Genomic DNA, 24,311 nt, shown 5'->3' on the forward strand with positions numbered 1-24,311 from the left:
CTGAAGCGCACTCGCGTCCGCGCCGCCCGCTGAGGCCATCCGCACGGAGGTCGCCCGCGCCGCTCTGGCGGGGCGGACCTGCCGTTGCGGCTGTCGACCGAGCTCGCCGAACCATCGTCAGCGGGCGGTCAGGAGGGTGATGTAACCGGTCGAATACACTGTCGTCGATCCGTTCGGTCCGAGCGTGACGCGTCCTGCCGGCACCTGCTTGGCGAACACGACGAAGCCGGGCTGGTCCTTGTCGGTGGACTTGATGGTCATGCCGGTGCGCGCGAAACCCTGCTGGCCCAACCACGCCGGCCACCAGTTGTCCACATCCGGTGCGCCGCGACTATCCATGGCGACGTACACGGTGGCGTTGTGCTTGACATCGAAGACCAGATAGTCCGCCGGCGAGGTCATCTGCTTGTCGTTGCTGGCACCGGGGATCAGCACTCCACCGGCGAGCAGGCCGGGAAGGCTGGCGATGGTGAACCCCCGGTCGACGAAGTGCTTGGCACCGACCACTGCCGGGCGAACCTTGGACAGCTTCGACGGCTTGCCCACCTGGACGTCCGTGAGCGCGAGCACCGTCCGGGTGGGCTGCGTGCTCGGGGTGGCGGACCGGGCGGGTGGGCTGGACGGCCGTGGGGTGCTGCTCGGGGTGGTGGTGGCCCTCGGGGTCGAGTTCGGCGTCGGTGCCGGCGGCGGGCTGCTCGGAACGGTGGCGATCGACGTCGCGCTGGGTGATCTCGGCGGGTCGGTCGGGGTGTCGGTCCCGAACACGATCACCGCGCCCACCAGGCTGAAGACCGCGACCAGCGCGACGACGACGCGCGTGATCGCGAGTCGTGACCACCGTCGCCACGGCGGGGGCGGCACGTCCGCCGGGGGTTTGGGCCCGGGGGGACCGCTGACCGGGCTGACCGGCGTGACCGACTTGGCTGGCGGGGCTGGCGGCTGCGCCCGATGCTTCGCGCTACGCCTGCCCTTGGGCGTCAGTACGGCCGTGGCTGCGGCTGCGAATGCGGCCGCGGTTCTGGGTGCTGCGGCTGCGGGCGCGTCGCTGTCACGGCCGACTGTCGCGGGTGGAGCCTCGGTCCGGGCCGGCGCCGCGACGGCCAGCGCGGCCGGCGGCGCGGCGGGCTCGGGCCGCCGGGGTGCCGGGATGGCCCGTGCCGCCGGGCGGGGAGCGGCGCTGAGCATCGCGGCACCCAGGGCGACCGCGTGCTTCGGATGGGTATTGATCATGATCGGTCGCCGCAGGGTGTCCCGCAGCATCCGGTTGACCAGGGGGATCTGGGACGATCCGCCGACCAGAAGCACGGCGGTGAGGTCCTGCAGGGTGATGCCGGCGGCGGTCAGGGTCCGCCGGAACGTCTCGATGGTGGTTTCCACGGGCGGCGTGATCATCTGCTCGAACGCTTCCCGGGTCACGGTCACGTGCCGGACCGATTCGGGTAGCGGCACCCGGATCTCGGCCTTGTCGTGGCTGGACAGTGCCTCCTTCGCGAGCATGCAGTTGCGCTGGACAGCGGCCAGGACGGACGTGGTGCCGGGATCGGTCGGGTCCAGCGCGGTGACCGCTCCGTCCAGTTGACGGTCGACGTGGTCCACGAGCGCCTGGTCGAAGTCGGCGCCGCCGAGCCACTCGATGCCCTCGGGGGTGCCGATGATCTCCAGTCCGTCCCGGCCGTTGCGGACCACCGCACTGTCGAATGTGCCTCCACCAAGGTCGTAGACCGCCAGCAGGCCGTCCGGGGGAAGTGGCTGGGTGGAGCAGTAGTACGTGGCAGCGGCGACCGGTTCCGTGGTGGTGATGACGGTTGGGCCGTCCGATCCGGACCCCGGCTCGTCCTCCGGGCGGGACAGACCGGCCAGGTGCGGGATGGCGGCGAACTGTTCGCGGCGGTACGGGCCCCACACCGCCGGGTGGGTCAGCACGATCCGCTCGGGCGGGCCGCCCTGGGCCTGACCGACGGTGTCCACCACGGAACGGAGCAGACTGGCCATCAGGGCGGTGGGGGAGTACGGCGCCCCGTCCAGGATCACCGGGGTGGGATCACCGAGGCGGCGCTTGAACTCCCGCGTCGACCGGCCGGGGTCCTGGAGACCGAGGCGGTCGGCCGCCTCACCGGTCAGCAGCGTGCCCTTCTCGTCGAGGAAGGCGACGGACGGGGTGACGAGTGCCTGCCCGGCCAGCGGCACCATGTTCACGGTCCCGGCGGAGGCGACAGCAGCGGCGGTAAAGCTGGTGCCCAGGTCGATACCCACGCTGTACATACTCAGGGTCCCCCTCGCCGAGCCCGCTACCACGCACACGTCATAGTCGGCCGCAACAGCGCCACCACGATACGTCGCTGTCTCTGGGGATCACAAGATCGTCGGCCCGGCAGCCGTTGCCGTTGGCGACGACGCCCACCGCCGCCCACCGGATCCTGGTGCCCCGCGAACTGCAACGACCACGGCCCGGTTGGGCTCGTGGTCGTTGCTGTCGCAGTTTATGCGGTGTTGCCATTGGCGACAACCAGCGTCTCTGATGGCGTCGCGCAGTTGTGTGAGGTGCCCCCGGCAGGATTCGAACCTGCGCCCCCGCCTCCGGAGGGCGGTGCTCTATCCCCTGAGCTACGGGGGCTCAGCGACCGGGAAAGAGTAGCAAACGCTCCCCGGAACCGCCGAATCGGTATCGGGCGATCCGTTCGCTGGCCGGTGTGTCGTCACGTCGTACCTGGTGAAACGCGGTGTCCCGGCGGTCTGCGCCGGCCGCCGCCGCCCGTGTCGAGGGCGCTCCCGCCGGTAGGAGCTGGCGGTTTCCCGCCCGGTGGCCGGGACCGGTCAGGCCGCCGGCCCGAGACGACCGGGCCGGGTGGCCGCGGCGCGTCCGCAGCTCGGCAGCGGGTGCAGCACGATCCGTCGGGGCAGCCGACGGGGCCACTCGTTCCTCGGCCAGGAGCCGTCCATGATCACGTGCACGGTCCGCTCCTCCGCGCCGCTGAGCCGGAGCACGAAGTCCCGGGGGAGCGGCGGGTCCACCGACGGCGTGGTGATCATGAAGCGGACCCGTCCCCGGGAGGAGACCGCAGAGACCACGTCCGCCGCCGGCATGGTGCCGCGCAGGCGGACCCGGCCGAGCCAGTAGACCTCCGCCAGGTGCTCCTGGGCGGCCCGGGCGATCGCCGGGTACTCGGTGCGGACCCAGTGCTCCACCGCGCCGACGCAGAGCCCACAGGCCCGTTCCCTCGGTTCCCGGGGGCCCAGCCCCCACGCCCGCAGGTACGCCCCGACCGCCCCGGTGTCCATGGACGGGTCGTAGCGGCGCTGGATGAGACCGGTGAGGCTCTGTCGTGTCCACAGCTCCTCGTCCAGGCCGAACTCGTCGGGGTGGACGCCCCGCAGGGCGTCGATCAGGTCGAGTTCCTGTTCGCGGCTGAGCGTTCCCGGCTCGCCCGACCGCTGTCCGCGACGGACGGCTGCCACCGTCCCGTCACCGCCGATGGTGTGGCGCCGGCACCAGCTGGTGACCGAGCGTCGTGCGTCTCTGAGTGCAACCCCCACGTCTTGCGCAACGACCCCGAATCACAACTGGTCACGATATGTGGGTAGAAAAACCTTGAACCAACCGAATCGGACAAAAGGTTCGCGGTCGGGGTGGTGTCGGAGGCCGGACGGTAACGGGGCGCGTCGACCGGATGCCCACCCCACGGCGGTGCTTCTCGCCCCGGAACGACGATCGCCGCCCCGCCAGGCGGGACGGCGATCGTCGGAGCGTGGACGGGGCGGCTCAGCCGCGCAGCCGCGCCAGCGCGTTCTGCAGGTTGGTCAGGTCCTTCTGCTGGGTGTTCTTCATGGTGCGGGCGCTGCGGACGACGTCGGGTTCGTCGGTGACCTTCAGCACCGCGTCGATCATGTGCACCCCACCGATGTGGTGCTTGATCATCAGGTCCAGGAAGAGGATGTCCAGGTCCCGGCCCTGGGCGGCGCGCAGCCGGGCCATGTCCTCCGGGCTGGCCATGCCGGGCATCAGCCCGTCACGCACCATGTCGCCGCCGTCCGGGACCCAGGACATCCGCGGCTCGGAGCCGGTCGGGTCGAGGCCCCAGGAGCGCAGCCAGGTCTGCATCGCGCCGATCTCGCCCTGCTGGGCGGTGGCGATGTCGCCGCCGATCTGGCGTACCTCGGGGTCGGTGCCCTGGTCGAACGCGATCAGGCCCATCTCCACGGCCTGGGCGTGGTGGGTGGTCATGTCCCGGGCGAAACCGGCCTCCGCCGACGTGTCGCCGGGCCGGGTGACCTCAGGGGTGAGCAGGCCGCCGGTGTACCCGAGGAGGAGCCCGAGCACGACGGCGACGGCGAGTGCGACGGTGCCCCAGCGCCGCGCCGGGGCCGCCCCCCGGCCGCCGTCACCGGCGGGCGGGGTCGTGTTCTCCGTGGTGGTGGCGGTGGTCATCGGCTCAGCCCTGAGTCATCGGGTCGCCGAGGTCGCGCGGAGCGGTGCCGGTCGCGGTGACGCCCTGTCCGCAGTTGGCGTTCGGGCCCTCGACCGAGGCGTTGATCCGCAGCGTCTTGATGAACTCGTCGATCCGGCTGTCGTCGGCGTTGTCGACCTTGAGCTGGAAGCCCCACGCCTGGAGGGAGATCGGCTTGTCGAGCCCCTGGAACGGGCTGAGCATCATCTTCTCCTGGCCGCGCACCCGCTCGGCCAGCTTCTCGACCTGGGCGGCCGGCAGGTCGGGGCGGTAGGTGATCCAGATCGCGCCGTGCTCCAGGCTGTGCACCGCGTGCTCGTTGGAGATCTGCGCGTCGTAGACGTCACCCTGGCAGTTCTGCCAGGCGGCGTTGTGCGGGCCGGCGACCGGCGGGAGGACCGTGTACTGGATGGAGCCGGTCTGGTGGTTGCCCGCCTTGACCAGCTCCGGGTCGCTCTCCCGGAAGTTGCTGATGCCGTCGATGGCGGCGGCCCGCTCCTCCCACGGCTTGGAGCCCTTGAAGGCGGCCCAGCCGCCGTAACCGATGATCGCGGCGGCCAGCACGCCGACCGCGACGAAGAGCGCGATCGGACCCCACGAGCGCCCCTGGCTGACCTTCACCGGGGTGATCGGCTTCCGGGGGCCCTTGCCGCCCCCTCCCGGACGGGCGGCGCCGGGCTTCCCACCGGCCGCTTTCGCGCCGGCCGTCTTGCCGCCGGACGCGGGCCTGCCGGCGGCCGGCTTCTTGCCGGTGCTGACCACGGACGGACGGCGCTGGTCGCCGCCCGGGGTGCTGATGCTCATGGTGCCTCGTCAGGTCGGTCGGTCAGGGGAAAGTGGCGGGCCGATGACGTGCAGGGTCGCCCACGAGTGACCGAGTCTACCCCCGATAACATGGATCGGTGACTCCCGCAGAACTCGCCGAGGTCGTCCTATCCGCTGCCCACGCCGTCTTCACCGACCGCGGGCTCGACCGTTCCGCTCTGCCCGAGCGGACGGCGGTGGAACGACCCCGAAACCCGGAGCACGGCGACTACGCCTCCACCCTGGCGCTCCAGCTCGCCAAGAAGGTCGGGCAGCCGCCGCGGGAGCTCGCCGCCGCCCTCGCCGAGCAGCTCGGCCGGGCCCCGGGGATCAAGTCGGTGGAGATCGCCGGCCCGGGCTTCCTGAACATCCGGCTCGACGCCGCCGCCGCCGGGGTGCTTGCCCGGTCGATCGTCCAGGCCGGTCCGGAGTACGGCCGCAGCGACCGGCTCGCCGGTGAGCGGATCAACCTGGAGTTCGTCTCGGCCAACCCGACCGGCCCGGTGCACATCGGCGGGGTCCGGTGGGCGGCGGTCGGCGACGCGCTGGCCCGACTGCTGCGCGCCACCGGGGCCGGCGTCGGCACCGAGTACTACTTCAACGACGCCGGCTCCCAGATCGACCGCTTCGCCCGGTCGCTGCTCGCCGCCGCGAAGGGCGAGCCGGCCCCGGAGGACGGCTACGGCGGGGCGTACATCGCCGAGATCGCCGCCGAGGTGCTCACCCGGCGGCCGGACACGCTCGGCCTGGACGACGCGGCGGCCCAGGAGGTCTTCCGGGTCGAGGGCGTCGAGCTGATGTTCGCCGAGATCAAGTCGTCGCTGCGCGACTTCGGGGTGGAGTTCGACACCTACTTCAACGAGAAGTCGCTGCACGACCGGGGCGGGCTGGACCAGGCCCTGAACCGGCTGCGTGAGCAGGGTCATATCTACGAGACCGAGGGCGCCGTCTGGCTGCGCACCACCGACTTCGGCGACGACAAGGACCGGGTGCTGCGCAAGTCCAACGGCGAGTGGACGTACTTCGCCGCCGACTGCGCGTACTACCTCGACAAGCGGGAGCGCGGCTTCGAGCGGGTCGTGATCATGCTCGGTGCCGACCACCATGGCTACATCGGCCGGATGAAGGCGATGGCCGCCTGCTTCGGCGACGACCCGGCCCGCAACCTGGAGATCCTCATCGGCCAGCTGGTGAACCTGGTCCGGGACGGCGTGCCGGTGCGGATGAGCAAGCGGGCCGGCACCGTGGTCCGTCTGGAGGACCTGGTCGACGCGATCGGCGTGGACGCGGCCCGCTACGCGCTGGCCCGTTACTCCTCCGACTCGCCGATCGACATCGACGTGGAGCTGTGGACCCGCGCCACCCGCGACAACCCGGTCTACTACGTGCAGTACGTCGCCGCCCGGACGGCCAGTGTCGGCCGCAACGCCGCCGAGGTGGGGCTCACCCGGGGCGACGCCGAGGCGTTCCGCCCCGAGCTGCTCGACCACGAGAAGGAGAACGAGCTGCTCAAGGCGCTCGCCGCCTTCCCCGCCGTGGTGGCCACCGCCGCCGAGCTGCGCGAGCCGCACCGGGTCGCCCGCTACCTGGAGGACCTCTCCGGGGCGTACCACCGGTTCTACGACCTCTGCCGGATCCTGCCGCGCGGTGACGAGGAGGTCACCGACCTGCACCGGGCCCGGCTCTGGCTCAACGACGCCACCCGCACGGTGATCGCCAACGGCCTGCACCTGCTCGGCGTCTCCGCCCCGGAGAGGATGTAAGGCACATGCGGGCACACGAGGCCGGTGCGCTGCACGGCGACATCGGCAGCCGGGGGCCGGCGTGGCTGCGTCCCCCGGCCGACGTCAACGCCCTGGTGCCGCAGCTCTGGCCGCGCAACGTGGCGCGCGGCGCGGACGGCGCGCTCACCGTCGCGGGCCTGGACGTCCGGACGGTCGCGGCCGAATACGGCACCCCGGTGTACGTCCTCGACGAGGACGATCTCCGGTCGCGCTGCCGCGACTTCCGCTCCGCCTTCGCGGACGAGGACGTCTACTACGCGGGGAAGGCGTTCCTCTGCCGCGCGGTGGTCCGGATGATCGCCGAGGAGGGCATGTTCCTCGACGTCTGCACCGGTGGTGAACTGGCGGTCGCGCTGGCCGCCGGCATGCCGGCGGAGCGGATCGGCTTCCACGGCAACAACAAGTCCGTGTCCGAGCTCACCCGGGCGCTGGACGCCGGGGTGGGCCGGATCATCCTCGATTCGTTCGACGAGATCGACCGGCTCACCGCCCTGGCCCGGGAACGTGGGGTCCGGCCCCGGGTGCTGGTCCGGGTCACCGTCGGCGTGGAGGCGCACACCCACGAGTTCATCGCCACCGCCCACGAGGACCAGAAGTTCGGCTTCTCCCTCGCGGGCGGGGCCGCCGCCACGGCGGCCCTGCGGATCCTCGACGAGGACGTGCTGGAGCTGCGCGGCCTGCACTCGCACATCGGCTCGCAGATCTTCGACACCGACGGCTTCGAGGTCTCCGCCCGCCGGGTGCTCGGGCTTCAGGCGCAGATCCGCGACGCCCGGGGCGTGGAGCTGCCCGAGCTGGACCTCGGCGGCGGCTTCGGTATCGCGTACACCACCCAGGACGACCCGGCCGGCCCGCCCGAGCTGGCCAAGCGGCTGCGCCGGATCGTCGAGGCGGAGTGCCTGGTGCAGCGGCTGGCCGTGCCGCACCTGTCGATCGAGCCGGGCCGGGCGATCGTCGGCCCGGCGGTGTTCACCCTCTACGAGGTGGGCACGGTGAAGGACGTGGACGGGATCCGCACGTACGTCAGCGTGGACGGCGGGATGAGCGACAACATCCGGACCGCCCTCTACGACGCCTCGTACTCGGCGACGGTGGCCTCCCGGGCCTCGACCGCAGAACCCCTGCTCGCCCGCGTGGTGGGAAAGCATTGTGAGTCCGGGGACATCGTGGTGAAGGATGAATTCCTGCCCGCCGACGTGCAGCCCGGAGATCTTGTCGCGGTGCCCGGCACCGGTGCCTACTGCCGGAGCATGGCCAGCAACTACAACCACGTGCCCCGGCCGCCGGTCGTGGCCGTGCGTGACGGCCGCGCCCGGCTGATCGTCCGGCGGGAGACGGAAGCGGACCTGCTCGCATTGGATGTCGGATGACCTCACCCCTGCGCTTGGCGATACTCGGCTGCGGCACCGTCGGTAGCGAGGTGGTCCGGCTGCTGCACGAGCAGTCGGCCGACCTCGCCGCCCGGATCGGCGCGCCGCTGGAGATCGCCGGGATCGCCGTCCGCCGGCTCGGCCGGGACCGGGGCGACCTGCCGGTGGCCCCGGAACTCTTCACCACCGACGCGGTCGGGCTGGTCAAGTCCGAGGACGTCGACGTGGTGGTCGAGGTGGTCGGCGGCATCGAGCCGGCCCGGGGCTGGCTGGTCGACGCCCTGCGGGCCGGCAAGAGCGTGGTCACCGCCAACAAGGCGCTGCTCGCCGAGGACGGCGCGGCGCTGCACGACGCGGCGGCCGACGGCGGCGCGGACCTCTACTACGAGGCCGCCGTGGCGGGGGCCATCCCGCTGCTGCGCCCGCTGCGCGAGTCGCTGCACGGCGACCGGATAAACCGGGTCACCGGCATCGTCAACGGCACCACCAACTTCATCCTCTCCGCGATGGACGCCACCGGCGCCGGTTTCGCCGAGGCGCTGGAGGAGGCGACCGAACTCGGGTACGCCGAGGCCGACCCGACCGCCGACGTGGAGGGCTTCGACGCGGCGGCGAAGGCCGCGATCCTGGCCTCGCTGGCCTTCCACACCCGGGTCGGCGCGGCCGACGTGCACCGGGAGGGCATCACCGAGGTCACCGCCGCCGACGTGGCCAGCGCCAAGGCGATGGGCTGCACGATCAAGCTGCTCTGCATCGCGGCCCGGGGCACCGACGCGGCCGGCCGGGAGTCGGTCAGCGTCCGGGTGCACCCGGCGATGATCCCGCTGGGCCACCCGTTGGCCAGCGTCGGCGACGCGTACAACGCGGTCTTCGTCGAGGCGGAGGCGGCTGGGCCGCTGATGTTCTACGGCCGGGGAGCCGGCGGGGCGGCCACCGCGAGCGCCGTCCTCGGCGACGTGGTGGCGGTCTGCCGCAACCGGCTCGCCGGGGTACGCGCGCCCAGCGAGTCCGCCTACGCCGACCTGGCGGTGCGGCCGATGGGGGAGGCGCTCACCCGGTACCACGTCAGCCTGGACGTGGCGGACAAGCCGGGCGTGCTGGCCGCCGTGGCCGGCGTCTTCGCCCGGCACGACGTGTCGATCGCGACGGTCCGGCAGGCGCCGGCCGGCACCGAGCCCGCCGGACGGGGCGCGGACGCGGTGCTGGTGATCGTGACGCACACCGCCCCGGACGCCGCGCTCGCCGCCACCGTCGAGGACCTGCGCGGGCTGGACGCGGTCCGCTCTATCGCCAGCGTGCTGCGGGTCGAGGGCGGCGAGTGAACGACCACCGGCCGGCGGACGTGACGGTGGTGTGCGTGGACGTGCCGCCGACGTCCGGACCGCGCCGTCCCGGCCGGCTGCGGGCGGGCGGCCACCACCGGTAGGCGAGCCGGGCTCGTCCCGTCCCGTCAGGTGGTTATTCCCGGGTCCGCCCTCCCGCTGGCCGGGAGACTGGTCCACGCTGGGCTGGTCCGGCGGGTCGACGCGGAACACGAGGAGAGCGATATGTGGCGGGGTCTGATCGAGGAGTACCGGGAACGACTGCCGGTCACCGACGCCACGCCCGTCGTCACCCTGCACGAGGGCAACACGCCGTTGCTGCCCGCACCGGTGCTCTCCAGCCGGCTCGGCTGTGACGTCCACCTCAAGGTGGAGGGGGCCAACCCGACCGGCTCGTTCAAGGACCGGGGGATGACCCTCGCCGTCTCCAAGGCGATCGAGGCGGGCAACAAGGCGATCATCTGCGCCTCCACCGGCAACACCAGCGCCTCCGCCGCGGCGTACGCGGCCCGCGCCGGGCTGACCTGCGCCGTGCTGGTGCCACAGGGCAAGATCGCCCTGGGCAAGCTGGCCCAGGCGCTGGTGCACGGCGCCAAGCTGCTCCAGGTGCAGGGCAACTTCGACGACTGCCTGTCGCTCGCCGCCAAGCTCGCCCAGGACTACCCGGTCGCGCTGGTCAACTCGGTCAACCCCGACCGGCTGCACGGGCAGAAGACCGCCGCCTTCGAGATCGTCGAGGCCCTCGGTGACGCCCCGGACATCCACTGCCTGCCGGTGGGCAACGCCGGCAACATCTCGGCCTACTGGATGGGCTACTCCGAGGAGCTGGCTGCCGGCACCACCACCCGCGCCCCGAAGATGTACGGCTTCCAGGCCGCCGGCGCAGCCCCGATCGTCAGCGGGCAGGTGGTGCACGAGCCGTCCACCATCGCCACCGCGATCCGGATCGGCAACCCGGCGAGCTGGACGAAGGCGGTCGACGCCCGGGACGACTCGGGCGGGCTGATCGCCGCGGTCTCCGACCGGGAGATCCTCAGCGCGTACCGGCTGCTCGCCCGGGAGGTCGGGGTCTTCGTCGAGCTGGGCAGCGCGGCCAGCGTGGCGGGGCTGCTCCAGCAGGCGGCGGCGGGCCGGGTGCCGGCCGGCTCCACGGTGGTCTGCACGGTCACCGGGCACGGCCTGAAGGACCCGGAGTGGGCGATCTCCACCGCACCCGCCCCGATCACCATCGCCAACGATCCGCTCGCTGCGGCCCGCTCCCTCGACCTGGCCTGACCCGTCCTCCACTCCGGGGCGGGAATTCGTCGTCCCCGGGGTGGAGATCTTGGCGGCCCGGGATGGAAAAACCCTGGAAAAGAGCTGGTCACAGGCGGTTTCCGTGCGGTGACCCCGGAGGTGGGAGCGTTACCTCGGTCGGGCAGACTAGCCGTACCGAGCCAACCCATACTCCAGGAGTGAGCCACGCCGATGTCGCTGCTCGCCAGATTGAGCCTCGCCAACCGAGGGCTGGTCGCCCTCATCGCGGTGGTGACCACGGCGTTCGGGTTGTTCGCCGTTCCGTCGCTCAAGCAGCAACTCCTACCGTCGCTGGAGTTCCCGGCCGCCTTCGTGGTCGCGACCTATCCCGGCGCCGGTCCGGAGGTGGTCGAGTCCCAGGTCACCGAACCGATCGAGAACAGTCTCCAGGGCATCCCGGGGGTTGAGGAGATCACCTCGACCTCCCGTGAGGGCGCCGCCACCGTCGTCGTGCAGTACGAGTTCGGCTCGGACGTGGACGACATGGTCAACAAGATGCAGACCGCGGTCAACCGCATCCAGGGCCAGCTCCCCGCGGACGTCGAGCCGCAGGTGCTCGCCGGCAGCACGGACGACCTGCCCGCCGTCGTGATCGCCGCCTCCGGCGGGGACGACCCGCGTGCCCTCGCCGGCAAGCTGGAGAGCGCGGTGCTGCCCGAACTGAAGGCGGTCGAGGGGGTCCGTACGGTCGACCTGACCGGCACCCGCGACGAGCTGCTGGTGATCACGCCGGACCCGGCCAAACTGGCCGCCGCACGCCTCCAGCCCACCGCGATCGGCACCGCGTTGCAGACCAACGGGGTCACCATGCCGGCCGGTGCGGTGGTCGAGGGTGGACGGTCGCTGACCGTCCAGGTCGGCACCCCGCTGGCCACCGTCGACGATCTGCGTAACATCGTGCTCGCCCCGGCCGCCCGGGGTGCGGCACCGGTCCGCCTCGCCGACGTGGCCACGGTCACCGAGCAGCTCGCGCCCCCCACGTCGGTCACCCGCACCAACGGCCGGGACAGCCTCGGCATCGCGGTCACCGCCACACCGGACGGCAACGCGGTGGAGATCTCCCACGAGATCCGGGACCGCCTCGCCGACCTGGAGGAGGCCTCCGGCGCCGAGCTGACCATCGTCTTCGACCAGGCGCCCTTCGTCGAGAAGTCGATCGAGAGCCTGACCACCGAGGGCCTGCTCGGCCTGGTCATGGCGGTCATCGTCATCCTGGTCTTCCTGGTCTCCGTCCGCTCCACCCTGGTCACCTCGGTCTCCATCCCGCTGTCGGTGCTGGTGGCCCTGCTGGCGCTCTGGAGCGGGGACTACTCGCTCAACCTGCTCACCCTCGGCGCGTTGACCATCGCGGTCGGCCGGGTGGTGGACGACTCGATCGTGGTGCTGGAGAACATCAAACGCCACCTGGAGTACGGCGAGCCGAAACGCCAGGCGATCCTCACCGCCGTACGCGAGGTGGCCGGCGCGGTGACCGCCTCGACCCTCACCACCGTCGCGGTGTTCGCCCCGATCGCCCTGGTCGGCGGTTTCGTCGGGCAGCTCTTCGCGCCGTTCGCGATCACCGTGACGGTGGCGCTGCTCGCCTCGCTGCTGGTCTCGCTGACGGTCATCCCGGTGCTGGCGTACTGGTTCCTCAAGCCGGCCGGCGACTCGGTCGACGTCGAGGCGGTCCGCCGCGAGGCCGAGGAGAAGGAACTGCGCAACCCGCTCCAGCGGGCGTACCTGCCGGTGATCGGGTTCGCCACCCGTCGGCGGTGGGCCACGGTGGCGATCGGCCTGGTGGTGCTCCTGGGCACCTTCGGGCTGGCCACCCGGCTGGAGACCAACTTCATCGACGACTCCGGCCAGGACACCCTGAACATCAGCCAGAAGCTGCCCGTGGGCACGGGGCTGGCCGGCACCGACGAGGCGGCCCGCAAGGTCGAGGCGGTGCTGGAGCGGACCGAGGGCGTCGAGACGTACCAGGTCACCATCGGCGGTGGCGGCCTGCCCTGGGAGGGCGGTGGCGGCAACAGCACCGCCAGCTACGTCGTCGCGCTCGGCGGGGACACCGACACCGAGCAGCTCCGGGAGGACCTGCGCCGGGAGTTCGACGCGCTCGGCGAGAGCGCCGGTGAGATCAGCTTCGGCGCCGCCCAGGGCGGCACCTCGGCCAACCAGCTCGCGGTGGTCGTCCAGGCCAGCGACCCGGAGGTGCTCGCCCGCGCCGCCGAGGAGGCCCGGAAGGCCATGGCCGAGCTGGACGGCGTCGAGGACGTCTCGTCCAGCCTGGCCGAGCGGGTGCCCCGGATCGACGTCACCGTGGACCGGGTCGCCGCCGCGCGGGCCGGTCTGACCGAGGCGGCGGTCGGCCAGCTCGTCGGGCAGACGTTCCGGGGCAGCCCGGTGGGCCGGGTGAACCTCGGCAGTGGACAGCGTGACGTGGTGCTCCGCTTCGCCGCGGCCCCGCCGACCTCCGTGGAGCAGCTCCGTCAGCTCCGGGTCGGCGCGGTCACCCTGGACGCCATCGCCGACATCGAGCAGGTCGAGGGGCCGCAGCAGGTCACCCGGATCGACGGCGAGCGCAGCGTCACGGTCACCGGTACGGCGACCGGCTCCAACCTCGGCGCGACCACCGCCGAGTTGCAGCAGAAGCTGGACGGGATCGACGTGCCGGGGGCGACCCTGACCATCGGCGGGGTCAGCGCGGACCAGGCGGAGGCCTTCGCCGACCTCGGGCTGGCCGTGCTGGCCGCGATCGCGATCGTCTTTCTGATCATGGTGGCGACGTTCCGCAGCCTGGTGCAGCCGCTGATCCTGCTGGTGTCGATCCCGTTCGCGGCGACCGGCGCGATCGGACTGCTGCTGCTCACCGGCACCCCGATGGGCGTGCCGGCGCTGATCGGCGTGCTGATGCTGGTCGGCATCGTGGTCACCAACGCGATCGTCCTGCTGGATCTGATCAACCAGTACCGGGAGCAGGGGATGAGCGTCCGGGAGGCGGTCGTCGAGGGCGGCCGGCGCCGGCTGCGTCCGATTCTGATGACCGCGGTGGCGACCATCTTCGCGCTGCTGCCGATGGCGCTCGGCCTCACCGGTGAGGGCGGCTTCATCTCCCAGCCGCTGGCCATCGTGGTGATCGGTGGCCTGCTCAGCTCGACCCTGCTCACGCTGGTGCTGGTGCCGACGCTCTACACCATGGTGGAGGGCCGCAAGGAACGGAAGCAGGCCCGGCGGGCGGCCGGCGACGGCACCGCCCCGGCCGGCGAGGAGCCGGCGGAGGCCACCGCGCCCGAGCCGGCCACGGTCGCCGCCGGTCCCGCGTCGGCCGCGTCCGGGGACGCCCCGGCCCGCCCGACGCCCTCGCCGGCGCTGGTCGACGGCACGGACCAGTTCGAGGTGCTGCGCCTGCCGAAGAGTCGGCATTCCCCGCTGCCCCCGCAGGAGTGATCCCGGTGTCCCCGGTACGGCCCACCGGCCGTACCGGGGACACCCGTGGGGGGCGGTGACCAGGCCGGCGACCGGTGCCCCACCGACGTCGGTCGTGGCGGGTAGCGTGTGGGTACGTGGCGTCGACCCTCTCCGTCCTCAGCCGGAACCGCAACTTCCGCATCCTCTTCCTCGCCGAGCTGGTGGTCTTCGGCGCGGACTGGTTCGTCATGGTGCCCCTACTGGTGCTCCTGCCGGAGCTGACCGGCAGCGGGGTGTGGGGCGCGCTGGTGCTCGCCGTCGACACCGGGGTCGTGGCGCTGCTGCTGCCGTACACCGGCACCATCGCCGACCGGTTCGACCGTCGGCGGATCCTCATGGCGGCGAACGGCGCCGCCCTGGTCGGCGCGCTGCTCCTGCTCGCCGTCCGCACCTCCGCCACGGCCTGGCTCGCCATGCTGGCGATCTCGGTGATCGCGGTGGCGAAGGCGTTCTACTCGCCCGCCGCGCAGGCCGCCCTGCCGAACGTCCTCGACCCGGACGAGCTGGCCGCCGGCAACGCCGTCGCCGGCTCCGCGTGGGGCACGATGACCGTGGTCGGGGCGTCCCTGGGTGGCCTGCTCAGCGCGGCCTTCGGCCCGTACGTCTGCTTCTGGGTCGCGGCGGTCGCCCTGGCGCTCGCCGCCGGCCTGACCGCGCTGATCCGCCGGCCGTTGCAGGCGCCCCGTGACCACGCCGAACCGGCCCAGCGGACCTGGGCGGCGATCCGCGAGGCGCTGGCCTACATCGCCCACCGCCCCCGGGTGCTCGCCCTGGTCACCGTGAAATCGGCGGTCGGCCTCGGCAACGGGGTGCTGACCGTCTTCCCGCTGCTGGCCGGCCTGTACGGGGTGGGTGCGGTCGGCACGGGCCTGCTCTTCGCCCTCCGGGGCGCGGGGGCACTGGTCGGCCCGTTCCTGATGCGCCGGGTGCTGACCAACCGCCGCTGGCTGCTGACCGGCCTGGCGCTGTCCATGTCCGCCTACGGACTCTCCTACATCGGCGTCTCGCTGACCGGCTGGTTCCCGCTGGTCCTGGTGCTGGTCTTCGTGGCGCACTTCGCCGGGGGCAGCAACTGGGTGATGTCGAACTTCGCGCTCCAGGGCGAGGTGCCGGACCGGCTGCGCGGGCGGGTCTTCGCCACCGACATGATGCTGGCGACGTTGGCCATCTCGGTCAGTCAACTGGTGGTGGCCGCCCTGATCGACAACGTCGACGAGCGGATCGTGCTGGCCGGCTGCGGGTTGACCACCGTCGTGTACGCGATCGGCTGGCGGATCGCCACCCGGGGGCTCTCGCTGACCGAGCAGGCCCCGGCGGTGGATCCGGTCACGTCCCGGTGAACCGGGGCCGTCCCGGCCCCCCACCCGACAGGTCGTGCTTCTAGCATCTAGCCGTGTCCCCGAAATTCGTCTCCGGTTCCGTCCGGGTCCGGGTCCCCGCGACCAGCGCCAACCTGGGGCCGGGCTTCGACGCGCTCGGCCTCGCGCTCGGTCTCCACGACGACGTCGCCGCCGAGGTGACCACCGGCGGTGTCCGGGTGGCGGTCACCGGCCAGGGTGCCGGTGAGCTGCCCGACGACGAGCGGCACCTGGTGGTGCGCGCCATGCGCGTCGCCTTCGACGCTCTCGGCGGCCAACCCGCCGGACTGGCCGTTGAGTGCGTCAACCGGATCCCGCAGGCCCGGGGGCTGGGCTCCTCCTCGGCGGCGATCGTCGCCGGGGTGCTGCTCGCCCGCGCGCTGGTGGCCGACGGGGTGGAACGCCTGGACGACGCCGGGGCGCTGCGACTGGCCGCCGACATCGAGGGCCACCCGGACAACGTGGCGCCCTGCCTGCTCGGCGGCTTCACCGTGGCCTGGACCGAGCCGACCGGCGCGCGGGCGGTCTCGCTCGCCCCGGCGGCCGGGGTGAGCCCCACGGTGTTCGTGCCGGACGAGCGGGGGCTGACCGCCACGGCGCGGGCGGCGTTGCCGGCCTCGGTGCCGCACGCGGACGCCGCGCTGACCGCCGGCCGGGCCGCGCTGCTGGTGCACGCGCTGACCGCAGAGCCGTCGCTGCTGCTGCCGGCGACCGAGGACCGCCTGCACCAGCACTACCGCGCCGAGGGGATGCCGGCGACGTACGCGCTGGTCACCGCGTTGCGGGAGGCCGGTGTGGCGGCGGTGGTCAGTGGGGCGGGGCCGACGGTGCTGGCGTTGACCGATCCCGGAGCGGACTTCGAGCCGGGAACAGGATGGCACTCCTGGCGGTTACCAGTGGACAGCAGCGGTGCCCAGGTCAGTCGGGGTAGACTGGGACACGCCGAGCGGGACCCTGTTGCCGCAGGTCGTATGAGTTGATTACGCTCTAGACTTAGCACAGCCGCGAAGCATGCGATCTTCCTGCGGGTCGGCGCACCCCCGAAGCTATCGGCGGTCAGCCCGTCTCACCCCTGCCTAGGCCCACGCCGTACCGCAGTTTCCGCAGGTCGCCGCAGACGGCGAGACCTACCCACCGAAGTTGGTGGGTCGGGAAACCGACCGGCTGCTGTGTCAAAGACTCCCGCGGCGCGTCACGCGACACGGGTGCACCGAGGCCGCCCGGCCACCTGAGCTCTTGACCCCGGGCGACCCCGGCCTATCGAGGGAAGGAATCCATTGAGCGACACCACCGACGTGACGTCGGATGTTTCCAACGTCGCTGGCGAAGCCACCGCTGCCGCCGCCCCTGCCCGTCGTCGGCGGAGCGGGACCGGTCTGTCAGCGATGCTGCTGCCGGAGCTGCAGAGCCTGGCCGCGTCGCTCGGCATCTCCGGCACCGCACGCATGCGCAAGGTTGAGCTGATCAGCGCCATCACCGAGCGGCAGGGCGGGGCCGCCGCCGGGGCCCCCCGGCCGCGCGCCGAGGTGGCGGCCGCAGCCGCCGCGCCGGTTCGCGAGGAGGTCCGGGAGACCGCGGAGCCGGCCGCCGCCCCGGCCGAGGCCGAACCCCGGCCGCGGACCCGGCGCAGCCGGGCCGCTGCCACCACCGAGCGTGCCGCCGCGACGGCCGCCGCCGCCCCGGCCACCACCGAGGCGGAGCCGCGCGAGGCCGTCACTCCGGGGGCCGCCGAGCGTCCGGACCGGGCCGAGCGCGGCGAGCGCGCGGAGCGTGGCGACCGTGCCGAGCGCGGCGAGCGGACCGAGCGTAACGACCGCGGTGACCGTGCCGAGCGCGGCGAGCGGACCGAGCGTAACGACCGCGGTGACCGTGCCGAGCGCGGCGAGCGGACCGAGCGTAACGACCGCGGCGAGCGGACCGAGCGTAACGACCGCGGTGACCGTGCCGAGCGCGGCGAGCGGACCGAGCGTGGTGAGCGGGCCGAGCGTGGCGAGCGTAACGAGCGGGCCGAGCGCGGTGAGCGTAACGAGCGTACGGAGCGCGGCGAGCGGGCCGACCGCAACGAGCGCGGCGACCGGGCCGAGCGGAGCCAGCGCGGCGACCGGGACCGCGACACCGACACCGACGACGACGGCGAGGGCGGCGGCCGGCGGGGCCGGCGCAGCCGGTTCCGGGACCGCCGTCGGGGCCGTGGCGAGCGCAACGAGGCCGTCGGCGACGGCGGCGGCGGGCGCGAGCCCCAGGTCAGCGAGGACGACGTGCTCGTTCCGGTGGCCGGCATCATCGACGTGCTGGACAACTACGCCTTCGTCCGGACCACCGGCTACCTGGCCGGCCCGAACGACGTCTACGTTTCGATGTCCCAGGTCAAGAAGTACGGCCTGCGGCGCGGTGACGCCATCACCGGTGCGGTGCGCGCGGCGCGTGACGGCGAGCAGCGGCGGGACAAGTACAACCCGCTGGTCCGGCTGGACTCGGTCAACGGCATGGAGCCGGAGGAGGCCCGCCGCCGTCCGGAGTTCTACAAGCTCACCCCGCTCTACCCGCAGGAGCGGCTGCGGCTGGAGACCGAGCCGCACATCCTCACCACCCGGGTCATCGACCTGGTCACGCCGATCGGCAAGGGTCAGCGGGCGCTGATCATGTCGCCGCCCAAGGCCGGTAAGACCATGGTGTTGCAGGCGATCGCCAACGCGATCACCCAGAACAACCCGGAGTGCCACCTGATGGTGGTGCTGATCGACGAGCGGCCCGAAGAGGTCACCGACATGCAGCGCTCGGTCAAGGGCGAGGTCGTGGCGGCCACCTTCGACCGTCCGCCGCAGGACCACACCACCGTCGCCGAGCTGGCGATCGAGCGGGCCAAGCGCCTGGTCGAGCTGGGCCACGACGTGGTCGTGCTGCTCGACTCGGTGACCCGGCTCGGCCGGTCGTACAACCTGGCGGCGCCGGCCAGCGGCCGGATCATGTCGGGCGGTATCGATTCGACCGCGCTGTACCCGCCGAAGCGGTTCCTCGGCGCGGCGCGGAACATCGAGAACGGCGGCTCGCTGACCATCCTCGCCACCGCCCTGGTGGAGACCGGGTCCGTGATGGACACGGTCATCTTCGAGGAGTTCAAGGGCACCGGTAACGCGGAGCTGAAGCTCGACCGGAAGATCGCCGACAAGCGGGTCTTCCCGGCCATCGACATCCACACCTCCGGTACCCGTAAGGAGGAGATCCTGCTCGCGCCGGAGGAGTTGGCCATCAACCGCAAGCTCCGCAAGGTCCTGCACTCGCTGGACTCGCAGGCGGCGCTGGATCTGTTGCTGGACAAGCTCAAGCAGACCCGGACCAACATCGAGTTCCTGATGCAGATCGCCAAGTCGACGCCGGGCGAGTAACCCGTCGCACCACGCGAGAAAGGGGCACGGCCGTTCGCGGTCGCGCCCCTTTCTGCTGCTCAGGGGGAGATCGCCGGCTGAAGTTTTCCTACGGTTCGCTGGCTGGGTATTGAAAGTTCTGTTCGTCGCGGGTTGACTGACGCGCATGCGTACCCGATCCGCCCGACTCGCCGGCGTGCTGTTGCTGACGCCGTTGCTCGGCCTGGCCGGTCCGCCTCCGGTCGTCGCCGCGCCGCCCGGGGCCGACACGGCCGCCGAGGACGTCCCCCGTGCCTCCTCCCATCCGACCACGGTCACCACCCTGGCCGCCGCAGGCGTGGCGCCCGCCGACGGCCTGGAGACCGCGAAGACCACCCGCCCGGTCGCCCCCGGGCTCGACCTGACCTCCTTCGACCGGTACGACCAGCAGGGCTGGCTGCGCGCCGACGCCCTCACCGCCGACCTGACCGGCGGCCTCCGCGTCGACTACGTCAACTCCGGCGCGGTGAGCCGGGCCGAGCCGCTGCGCGGCGCGGCGGACGCCTCCCGCGCGGTCGCCGCGGTCAACGGAGACTTCTTCGACATCAACAACTCCGGTGCCGCGCAGGGGATCGGCATCCGTAACGGTGAACTGGTCCAGTCGCCGGTGGCCGGGCACACCAACGCGGTGGCGGTCACCGCCGAAGGGCTCGGCCGGGTGATCCAGGTGCACTTCGACGGCACCGCCACCCTGCCGTCCGGGCCGGTCACCCTGACCCAGTTCAACAACATGGTCCAGGCGGGCGGCATCGGCGTCTTCACCGCGCTCTGGGGCTCGTACGACCGGGGTCGGGCGGTCGAGGGCGCGACCCGGGTCACCGAGGTCACCGTGGTCGACGGGCGGGTCGCCACCGTCACCGACCGGGCCGGCAGCGGCCCGATCCCCGCCGGCACCACCATCCTGCTCGGCCGGGACGCCGGGGCGGACGCCCTCGCCGACCTGCGGCCGGGCGACGCGGTGACCGTCGCCTACCGGCCCAAGCCGTCCGACGGCAGCACCCTGCACGCCGCCGTCGGCGGCGGCAACGTGCTGGTCCGCGACGGTGTGGTGCAGCAGATCGCGGACACCTCCCTCGCGCCGCGCACCTCCGTCGGGTTCACTGCCGACGGGCGCAAGATGATCATGTTGACGGTGGACGGCCGGCAGGTCGACAGCCGTGGCGTCACCCAGACCGAGATGGGCCGGATGATGGCCGAACTCGGCGCGCACCACGCCCTCAACCTCGACGGCGGCGGCTCCTCGACGCTGCTCGCCCGCGAGCCCGGCGCGGCCACCGTCCAGGTCGAGAACAGCCCCTCCGACGGCACCGAGCGGGCCGTGCCGAACGGCCTGGCCGTCTACGCGCCCAAGGGCAGCGGCCGGCTCACCGGCTACTGGCTGGAGACCGCCGCCGACCCCACCGCCGCGCCCGGCGTCGCGCCGGTCCGGGGCGGCCGGCCGGACCGGGTCTTCCCCGGCCTGACCCGCCGGCTCACCGCCGCCGGCCACGACGAGACGTACGGTCCGGCGGCCGGCACGCCGAAGTGGCGGGCCAACCCGGCGGCCCAGGGCAAGGTCGACGCCGACGGCGTCTTCCGGGCCACCCGCCCCGGTAAGACCACCGTCACCGCCTCGCGCGGCGCGGCCCGGGGCACGCTGGACCTCACCGTGCTCGGGCCGCTGGCCCGGGTCGACGGCACCGTGGACCGGGTCGGCCTCGACGCCACCGGCGGCACCGGCACCTTCGGCGTGGTCGGTTACGACGCGGAGGGGAACACCGCGCCGATCGAGCCCGCCGACCTGTCCCTCGACTACGACCGGGACCTGCTGCGGATCACGCCCACCGCCGACGGCAACCTGACCGTCGCCGCCCTGAAGGACAGCGGCTCCGCCCTGGTCACCGTCACCGTCGCCGGGCAGCGCACCATCGTGCCGGTGACCGTCGGCCTCACCGACGTGCCGGTCGCCGGCTTCGACGACGCCCCGAACTGGAAGTTCAGCGCCGCCCGCGCCACCGGCTCGGTCGCGCCCGTGCCCGGTCGTACCGGCACCGGCCTGAAGATGTCGTACGACTTCGGCCAGTCCACCGGCACCCGGGCCGCGTACGCCGACCCGCCGACCTGGATCCAGGTGCCCGGGCAGCCGCAGGCCTTCGGCATGTGGATCAAGGGCAACGGCACGGGGGAGTGGCCCAGCCTGCACCTGCACGACGCGCAGGACACCCAGCACGTGCTGCGCGGGCCGCTGATCACCTGGACCGACTGGCGGTACGTCGAGTTCGCCGTGCCCGCCGGCGTGCAGTACCCGCTGCGGGTCCGCCGGTTCTACGTGGCCGAGACCAACGCCGCCGCGAAGTACACCAGCGAGGTGGTCATCGACGAACTGGTGGCGAAGGTGTCGCCCACCGTCGACGTACCGGCCGAGCCGCACCGGACCGACCCGGTGGTGCTGCGCGACGGCACCGTGGCCGGGATGCCGTGGCGCTTCGCGGTCCTCTCCGACGCCCAGTTCGTCGCAGCGAACCCGGACAGCGACCTGGTCGCCCAGGCCCGCCGGACGCTGCGCGAGGTCAAGGCGGCGAAGCCGGACTTCCTCGTCATCAACGGGGACTTCGTGGACACCGCCTACCCGGCGGACTTCGCCCTGGCCAAGCGGATCCTCGACGAGGAACTCGGCGGCGAACTGCCCTACTACTACGTGCCGGGCAACCACGAGATCATGGGTGCCCCGATCGCCAACTTCGAGGCGGTCTTCGGTGCGCCCTCGCGGGTCTTCGACCACGAGGGGACCCGCTTCGTCACGTTGAACAGCGCCACCGGGACCCTGCGCGGCGGCGGCTTCGACCAGGTCCGTGCCCTGCGGACCGCGCTGGACTCCGCCGCCGGTGACGACCGGATCGGCTCGGTGGTCGTGCTGCACCACCACCCGCCGCGCGACCCCGGCCCGGCCAAGGCCAGCCAGCTCACCGACCGGAAGGAGGCGGCGCTGGTGGAGCAGTGGCTGGCCGACTTCCAGCACCGCACCGGCAAGGGCGCGCTCTTCGTCGGCGGGCACGTCGGCACGTTCCACGCCGACCGGGTCGACGGAGTGCCCTTCCTGATCAACGGCAATGCCGGCAAGGGTCCGTCCAGCCCCGCCGACCAGGGTGGATTCACCGGCTGGACGATGGTCGGGGTGGACCCGGTGACCCGGCAGGAGGCCGAACGGGCCCGCCGTGACCCGCTGGCCGAGGGCCCCCGCTGGGTGGCCGCCGAGTTCCGGGCGCACGTCGACCGGATCGCCCTGGCCGCTCCGGACACCGTCGCGGTCGGCACCCCGGGGAAGGTCACCGCGACGATCACGCAGCCGGGTGGTCGCACCGTGCCGGTGGCCGCGCCGGTCAGCGCGGACTGGTCGGCCTCGCCGAGCGTCCTCGTCGGCGACGGCAAGGTCAAGCCCTGGCACGTGGCCCGCTTCGACCCGGCCACCGGCGCGCTCACCGCGCTGCGGCCGGCCGGCTCCGTGGTGCTCGCGGTGACCGTCAACGGCGTCCGGACCGAGGCGACCGTACGCCTGACCGCCGCCGCCTCCACCGCGGCCCCCGCCGCCTGAGGTGCATGCAGGGGTCCCCTGTTACCGCTTTTTGCGTAGCAGGGGACCCCTGCAACCACCTGACCCCTGCAACCACCCGGCGCCGGGCGCGGCCGGAGGCTAGAAGTTGCCCTCGGCGACCTGGAAGACGGTCAGGCCGAGGTCCCGCCACATCCGGACCACCTGCATGCGGTCGTCGAAGACCCCGACGACCCGGTACCGGTCGCGCAGCTCGTGTTCGTAGATCTCGCGTTTGACGACGGAGTCCTTCCGGTTGTCGCCCACGGCCCGCATGTGCAGCGCCAGATACGGCACCCGGACGTGCCGGTCCAGCCAGACCACCGTGTCGGCGCGGGCGGAGGCGTCCCGCCCGGAGCAGAAGACCACCCCGTAGCCGGCCCCGTGCATCGCCCGGACCGCCGCGATGACCGCCTCGTTCGGCAGGTCCTCGCCGACCCGGGTCATGTCGTACGGGCTGCGGGAGACGTTCAGGGCGACCGTGCCGTCGATGTCGACCAGGACGACCTCCGTCGGTTCCGGGGCCGGCGGACGCACCCGGGCCGGCCCGCCCGGCGGCACCTCGGGCACCGGCAGGGGCACCGGACGGTTGGCCAGGAAGCGTTCGTGCAGGCGACGGATGGCATCCTCGCCGACCCGGTCCTCGACCGGTCGTCCCGCGTCCCGCCGTAGGCACTCCTCCAGCGGGACGTCGGTGAAGTCGTGCACCTCGAAGCTGGCCCCGTACCGGCCCGCCAGCCGGGCCCACTCCCGCAGGGTGCGGGCGCGCAGGTTGGTGTCGTCCACGCAGACGTCGACCCGGGCCCGCAGCAGGGCCTCGACCTGTGCCCGTTGAGCGGTGGTGACCTGGGCCTCCGCCCACTGCGTGAAGAGTCGGGCACCGTGCAGCATGCGGCGCAGATCGTCCCGGTTGACCCGGACGACCGACGGCTGGAGCGTCCGGGCGAAGGTGGTCTTGCCGGAGGCCGGCAGCCCCCGGGTGGCGATGAGACGGGTCACCCCGGTCACGGTAATGGTCCGGGGTGGGCCGGGAATGCGGGTGGTCCGGACCGTGTTCAGGCAGCTGTGCGGCCCGGTTGCCGGGTCGGCGGAAGCCCATGGCACACTGGTCAATCGGCCACCGGTTCCGGTTCACGCCCGATTCCCCGCAGGCACGACCTGCGGGACGGCGACCCGGCGACCACCCACGAGAGGACCGAAGGCGACATGAAGCGCAACATCCACCCGGAGTACGTGAGCACCGAGGTCACCTGCTCCTGCGGCAACTCCTTCACCACCCGCAGCACCGCCAAGGGCGGCTCGATCCACGTCGAGACGTGCAGCGCCTGCCACCCGTTCTACACGGGCAAGCAGCGGGTGCTCGACACCGCGGGTCGGGTCGCGAAGTTCCAGCAGAAGTACGCCAAGGTTCAGGCGAAGAAGGCCAAGTAGCCATTCGTTCGACGCCCGCGTCCGGTTCACCACCGGGCGCGGGCGTCGTCCGTCTCTGCCCGATTCGCGCCGACCGCAG

The 24,311-nt window shown here is 72.6% G+C and carries 15 protein-coding genes and 1 tRNA gene; 10 read left to right on the plus strand and 6 right to left on the minus strand.

The window, feature by feature from the left end; translation table 11 throughout:
* Window positions 1-117: 117 nt before the first annotated feature.
* The 5 genes from ACIBJE_RS14325 to ACIBJE_RS14345 form a co-directional block, all read right to left on the minus strand.
* On the minus strand, window positions 118-2,253 hold the full coding sequence (locus tag ACIBJE_RS14325; protein WP_396748104.1) for an Hsp70 family protein: 2,136 nt from the start codon (window positions 2,251-2,253) through the stop codon (window positions 118-120).
* A gap of 289 nt (window positions 2,254-2,542) precedes the next feature.
* Window positions 2,543-2,614: transfer RNA gene (locus tag ACIBJE_RS14330), tRNA-Arg, on the minus strand.
* A 200-nt stretch (window positions 2,615-2,814) separates the two neighbouring features.
* Window positions 2,815-3,534, minus strand: coding sequence for a winged helix-turn-helix domain-containing protein (locus tag ACIBJE_RS14335; protein WP_396748106.1), 720 nt, complete (start codon window positions 3,532-3,534; stop codon window positions 2,815-2,817).
* Window positions 3,535-3,760: 226 nt separating this feature from the next.
* Window positions 3,761-4,426 carry a DUF305 domain-containing protein gene (locus ACIBJE_RS14340; protein ID WP_396748108.1) on the minus strand — a complete coding sequence of 222 codons (666 nt, stop codon included), beginning with the start codon at window positions 4,424-4,426 and terminating at the stop codon, window positions 3,761-3,763.
* A gap of 4 nt (window positions 4,427-4,430) precedes the next feature.
* A complete protein-coding gene (locus tag ACIBJE_RS14345; protein ID WP_396748110.1) occupies window positions 4,431-5,249 on the minus strand; it encodes a DUF3105 domain-containing protein in 819 nt (272 codons plus the stop codon).
* Between the two features lie 98 nt (window positions 5,250-5,347).
* Here ACIBJE_RS14345 and argS point away from each other — a divergent pair, with 98 nt between their 5' ends.
* The 9 genes from argS to ACIBJE_RS14390 all read left to right on the plus strand — a co-directional run bounded on the left by argS (window position 5,348) and on the right by ACIBJE_RS14390 (window position 22,804).
* Window positions 5,348-7,012 (plus strand): arginine--tRNA ligase, encoded by a 1,665-nt coding sequence (argS, locus tag ACIBJE_RS14350; protein ID WP_396748112.1) that lies wholly within the window; start codon window positions 5,348-5,350, stop codon window positions 7,010-7,012.
* Window positions 7,013-7,017: 5 nt separating this feature from the next.
* The gene (gene lysA / locus ACIBJE_RS14355; protein ID WP_396748114.1) at window positions 7,018-8,403 is read left to right on the plus strand and encodes a diaminopimelate decarboxylase; all 1,386 of its coding nucleotides are present in this window, start codon (window positions 7,018-7,020) and stop codon (window positions 8,401-8,403) included.
* Window positions 8,404-8,411: 8 nt separating this feature from the next.
* The gene (locus ACIBJE_RS14360; protein WP_396748190.1) at window positions 8,412-9,725 is read left to right on the plus strand and encodes a homoserine dehydrogenase; all 1,314 of its coding nucleotides are present in this window, start codon (window positions 8,412-8,414) and stop codon (window positions 9,723-9,725) included.
* Between the two features lie 225 nt (window positions 9,726-9,950).
* Entirely contained in the window at window positions 9,951-11,000 is a 1,050-nt protein-coding gene (gene thrC / locus ACIBJE_RS14365; protein ID WP_396748192.1) for a threonine synthase, read from the plus strand.
* 192 nt (window positions 11,001-11,192) lie between these two features.
* Window positions 11,193-14,450 carry an efflux RND transporter permease subunit gene (locus tag ACIBJE_RS14370; protein WP_396748116.1) on the plus strand — a complete coding sequence of 1,086 codons (3,258 nt, stop codon included), beginning with the start codon at window positions 11,193-11,195 and terminating at the stop codon, window positions 14,448-14,450.
* Between the two features lie 116 nt (window positions 14,451-14,566).
* Complete coding sequence (locus ACIBJE_RS14375) at window positions 14,567-15,811, plus strand: MFS transporter (protein WP_396748118.1); 1,245 nt, start codon at window positions 14,567-14,569, stop codon at window positions 15,809-15,811.
* A gap of 53 nt (window positions 15,812-15,864) precedes the next feature.
* Window positions 15,865-16,809: a homoserine kinase gene (gene thrB / locus ACIBJE_RS14380; protein WP_396748120.1), complete on the plus strand. Its 945-nt coding sequence runs from the start codon at window positions 15,865-15,867 to the stop codon at window positions 16,807-16,809.
* Window positions 16,810-17,106: 297 nt separating this feature from the next.
* A complete protein-coding gene (gene rho / locus ACIBJE_RS14385; protein ID WP_396748122.1) occupies window positions 17,107-19,215 on the plus strand; it encodes a transcription termination factor Rho in 2,109 nt (702 codons plus the stop codon).
* A 145-nt stretch (window positions 19,216-19,360) separates the two neighbouring features.
* Window positions 19,361-22,804 carry a phosphodiester glycosidase family protein gene (locus tag ACIBJE_RS14390; protein ID WP_396748124.1) on the plus strand — a complete coding sequence of 1,148 codons (3,444 nt, stop codon included), beginning with the start codon at window positions 19,361-19,363 and terminating at the stop codon, window positions 22,802-22,804.
* Window positions 22,805-22,903: 99 nt separating this feature from the next.
* Here the strand turns inward: ACIBJE_RS14390 and ACIBJE_RS14395 are convergent, their stop codons facing one another.
* Window positions 22,904-23,800, minus strand: coding sequence for an AAA family ATPase (locus ACIBJE_RS14395; RefSeq protein WP_396748126.1), 897 nt, complete (start codon window positions 23,798-23,800; stop codon window positions 22,904-22,906).
* 207 nt (window positions 23,801-24,007) lie between these two features.
* Here ACIBJE_RS14395 and rpmE point away from each other — a divergent pair, with 207 nt between their 5' ends.
* Complete coding sequence (rpmE, locus tag ACIBJE_RS14400; protein ID WP_396748128.1) at window positions 24,008-24,232, plus strand: 50S ribosomal protein L31; 225 nt, start codon at window positions 24,008-24,010, stop codon at window positions 24,230-24,232.
* Window positions 24,233-24,311: the final 79 nt, after the last annotated feature.

This window comes from Micromonospora sp. NPDC050187 (assembly GCF_044459745.1).
Lineage (GTDB): Bacteria > Actinomycetota > Actinomycetes > Mycobacteriales > Micromonosporaceae > Micromonospora.

Excerpts from the sequence above, each read along its gene's own strand:
- ACIBJE_RS14340 (WP_396748108.1), bottom strand. The coding sequence starts at position 4,426 with ATGACCACCGCCACCACCACGGAGAACACGACCCCGCCCGCCGGTGAC.
- thrC (WP_396748192.1), top strand. The coding sequence starts at position 9,951 with ATGTGGCGGGGTCTGATCGAGGAGTACCGGGAACGACTGCCGGTCACC.
- ACIBJE_RS14345 (WP_396748110.1), bottom strand. The coding sequence starts at position 5,249 with ATGAGCATCAGCACCCCGGGCGGCGACCAGCGCCGTCCGTCCGTGGTC.
- ACIBJE_RS14370 (WP_396748116.1), top strand. The coding sequence starts at position 11,193 with ATGTCGCTGCTCGCCAGATTGAGCCTCGCCAACCGAGGGCTGGTCGCC.
- ACIBJE_RS14390 (WP_396748124.1), top strand. The coding sequence starts at position 19,361 with ATGCGTACCCGATCCGCCCGACTCGCCGGCGTGCTGTTGCTGACGCCG.
- lysA (WP_396748114.1), top strand. The coding sequence starts at position 7,018 with ATGCGGGCACACGAGGCCGGTGCGCTGCACGGCGACATCGGCAGCCGG.
- rpmE (WP_396748128.1), top strand. The coding sequence starts at position 24,008 with ATGAAGCGCAACATCCACCCGGAGTACGTGAGCACCGAGGTCACCTGC.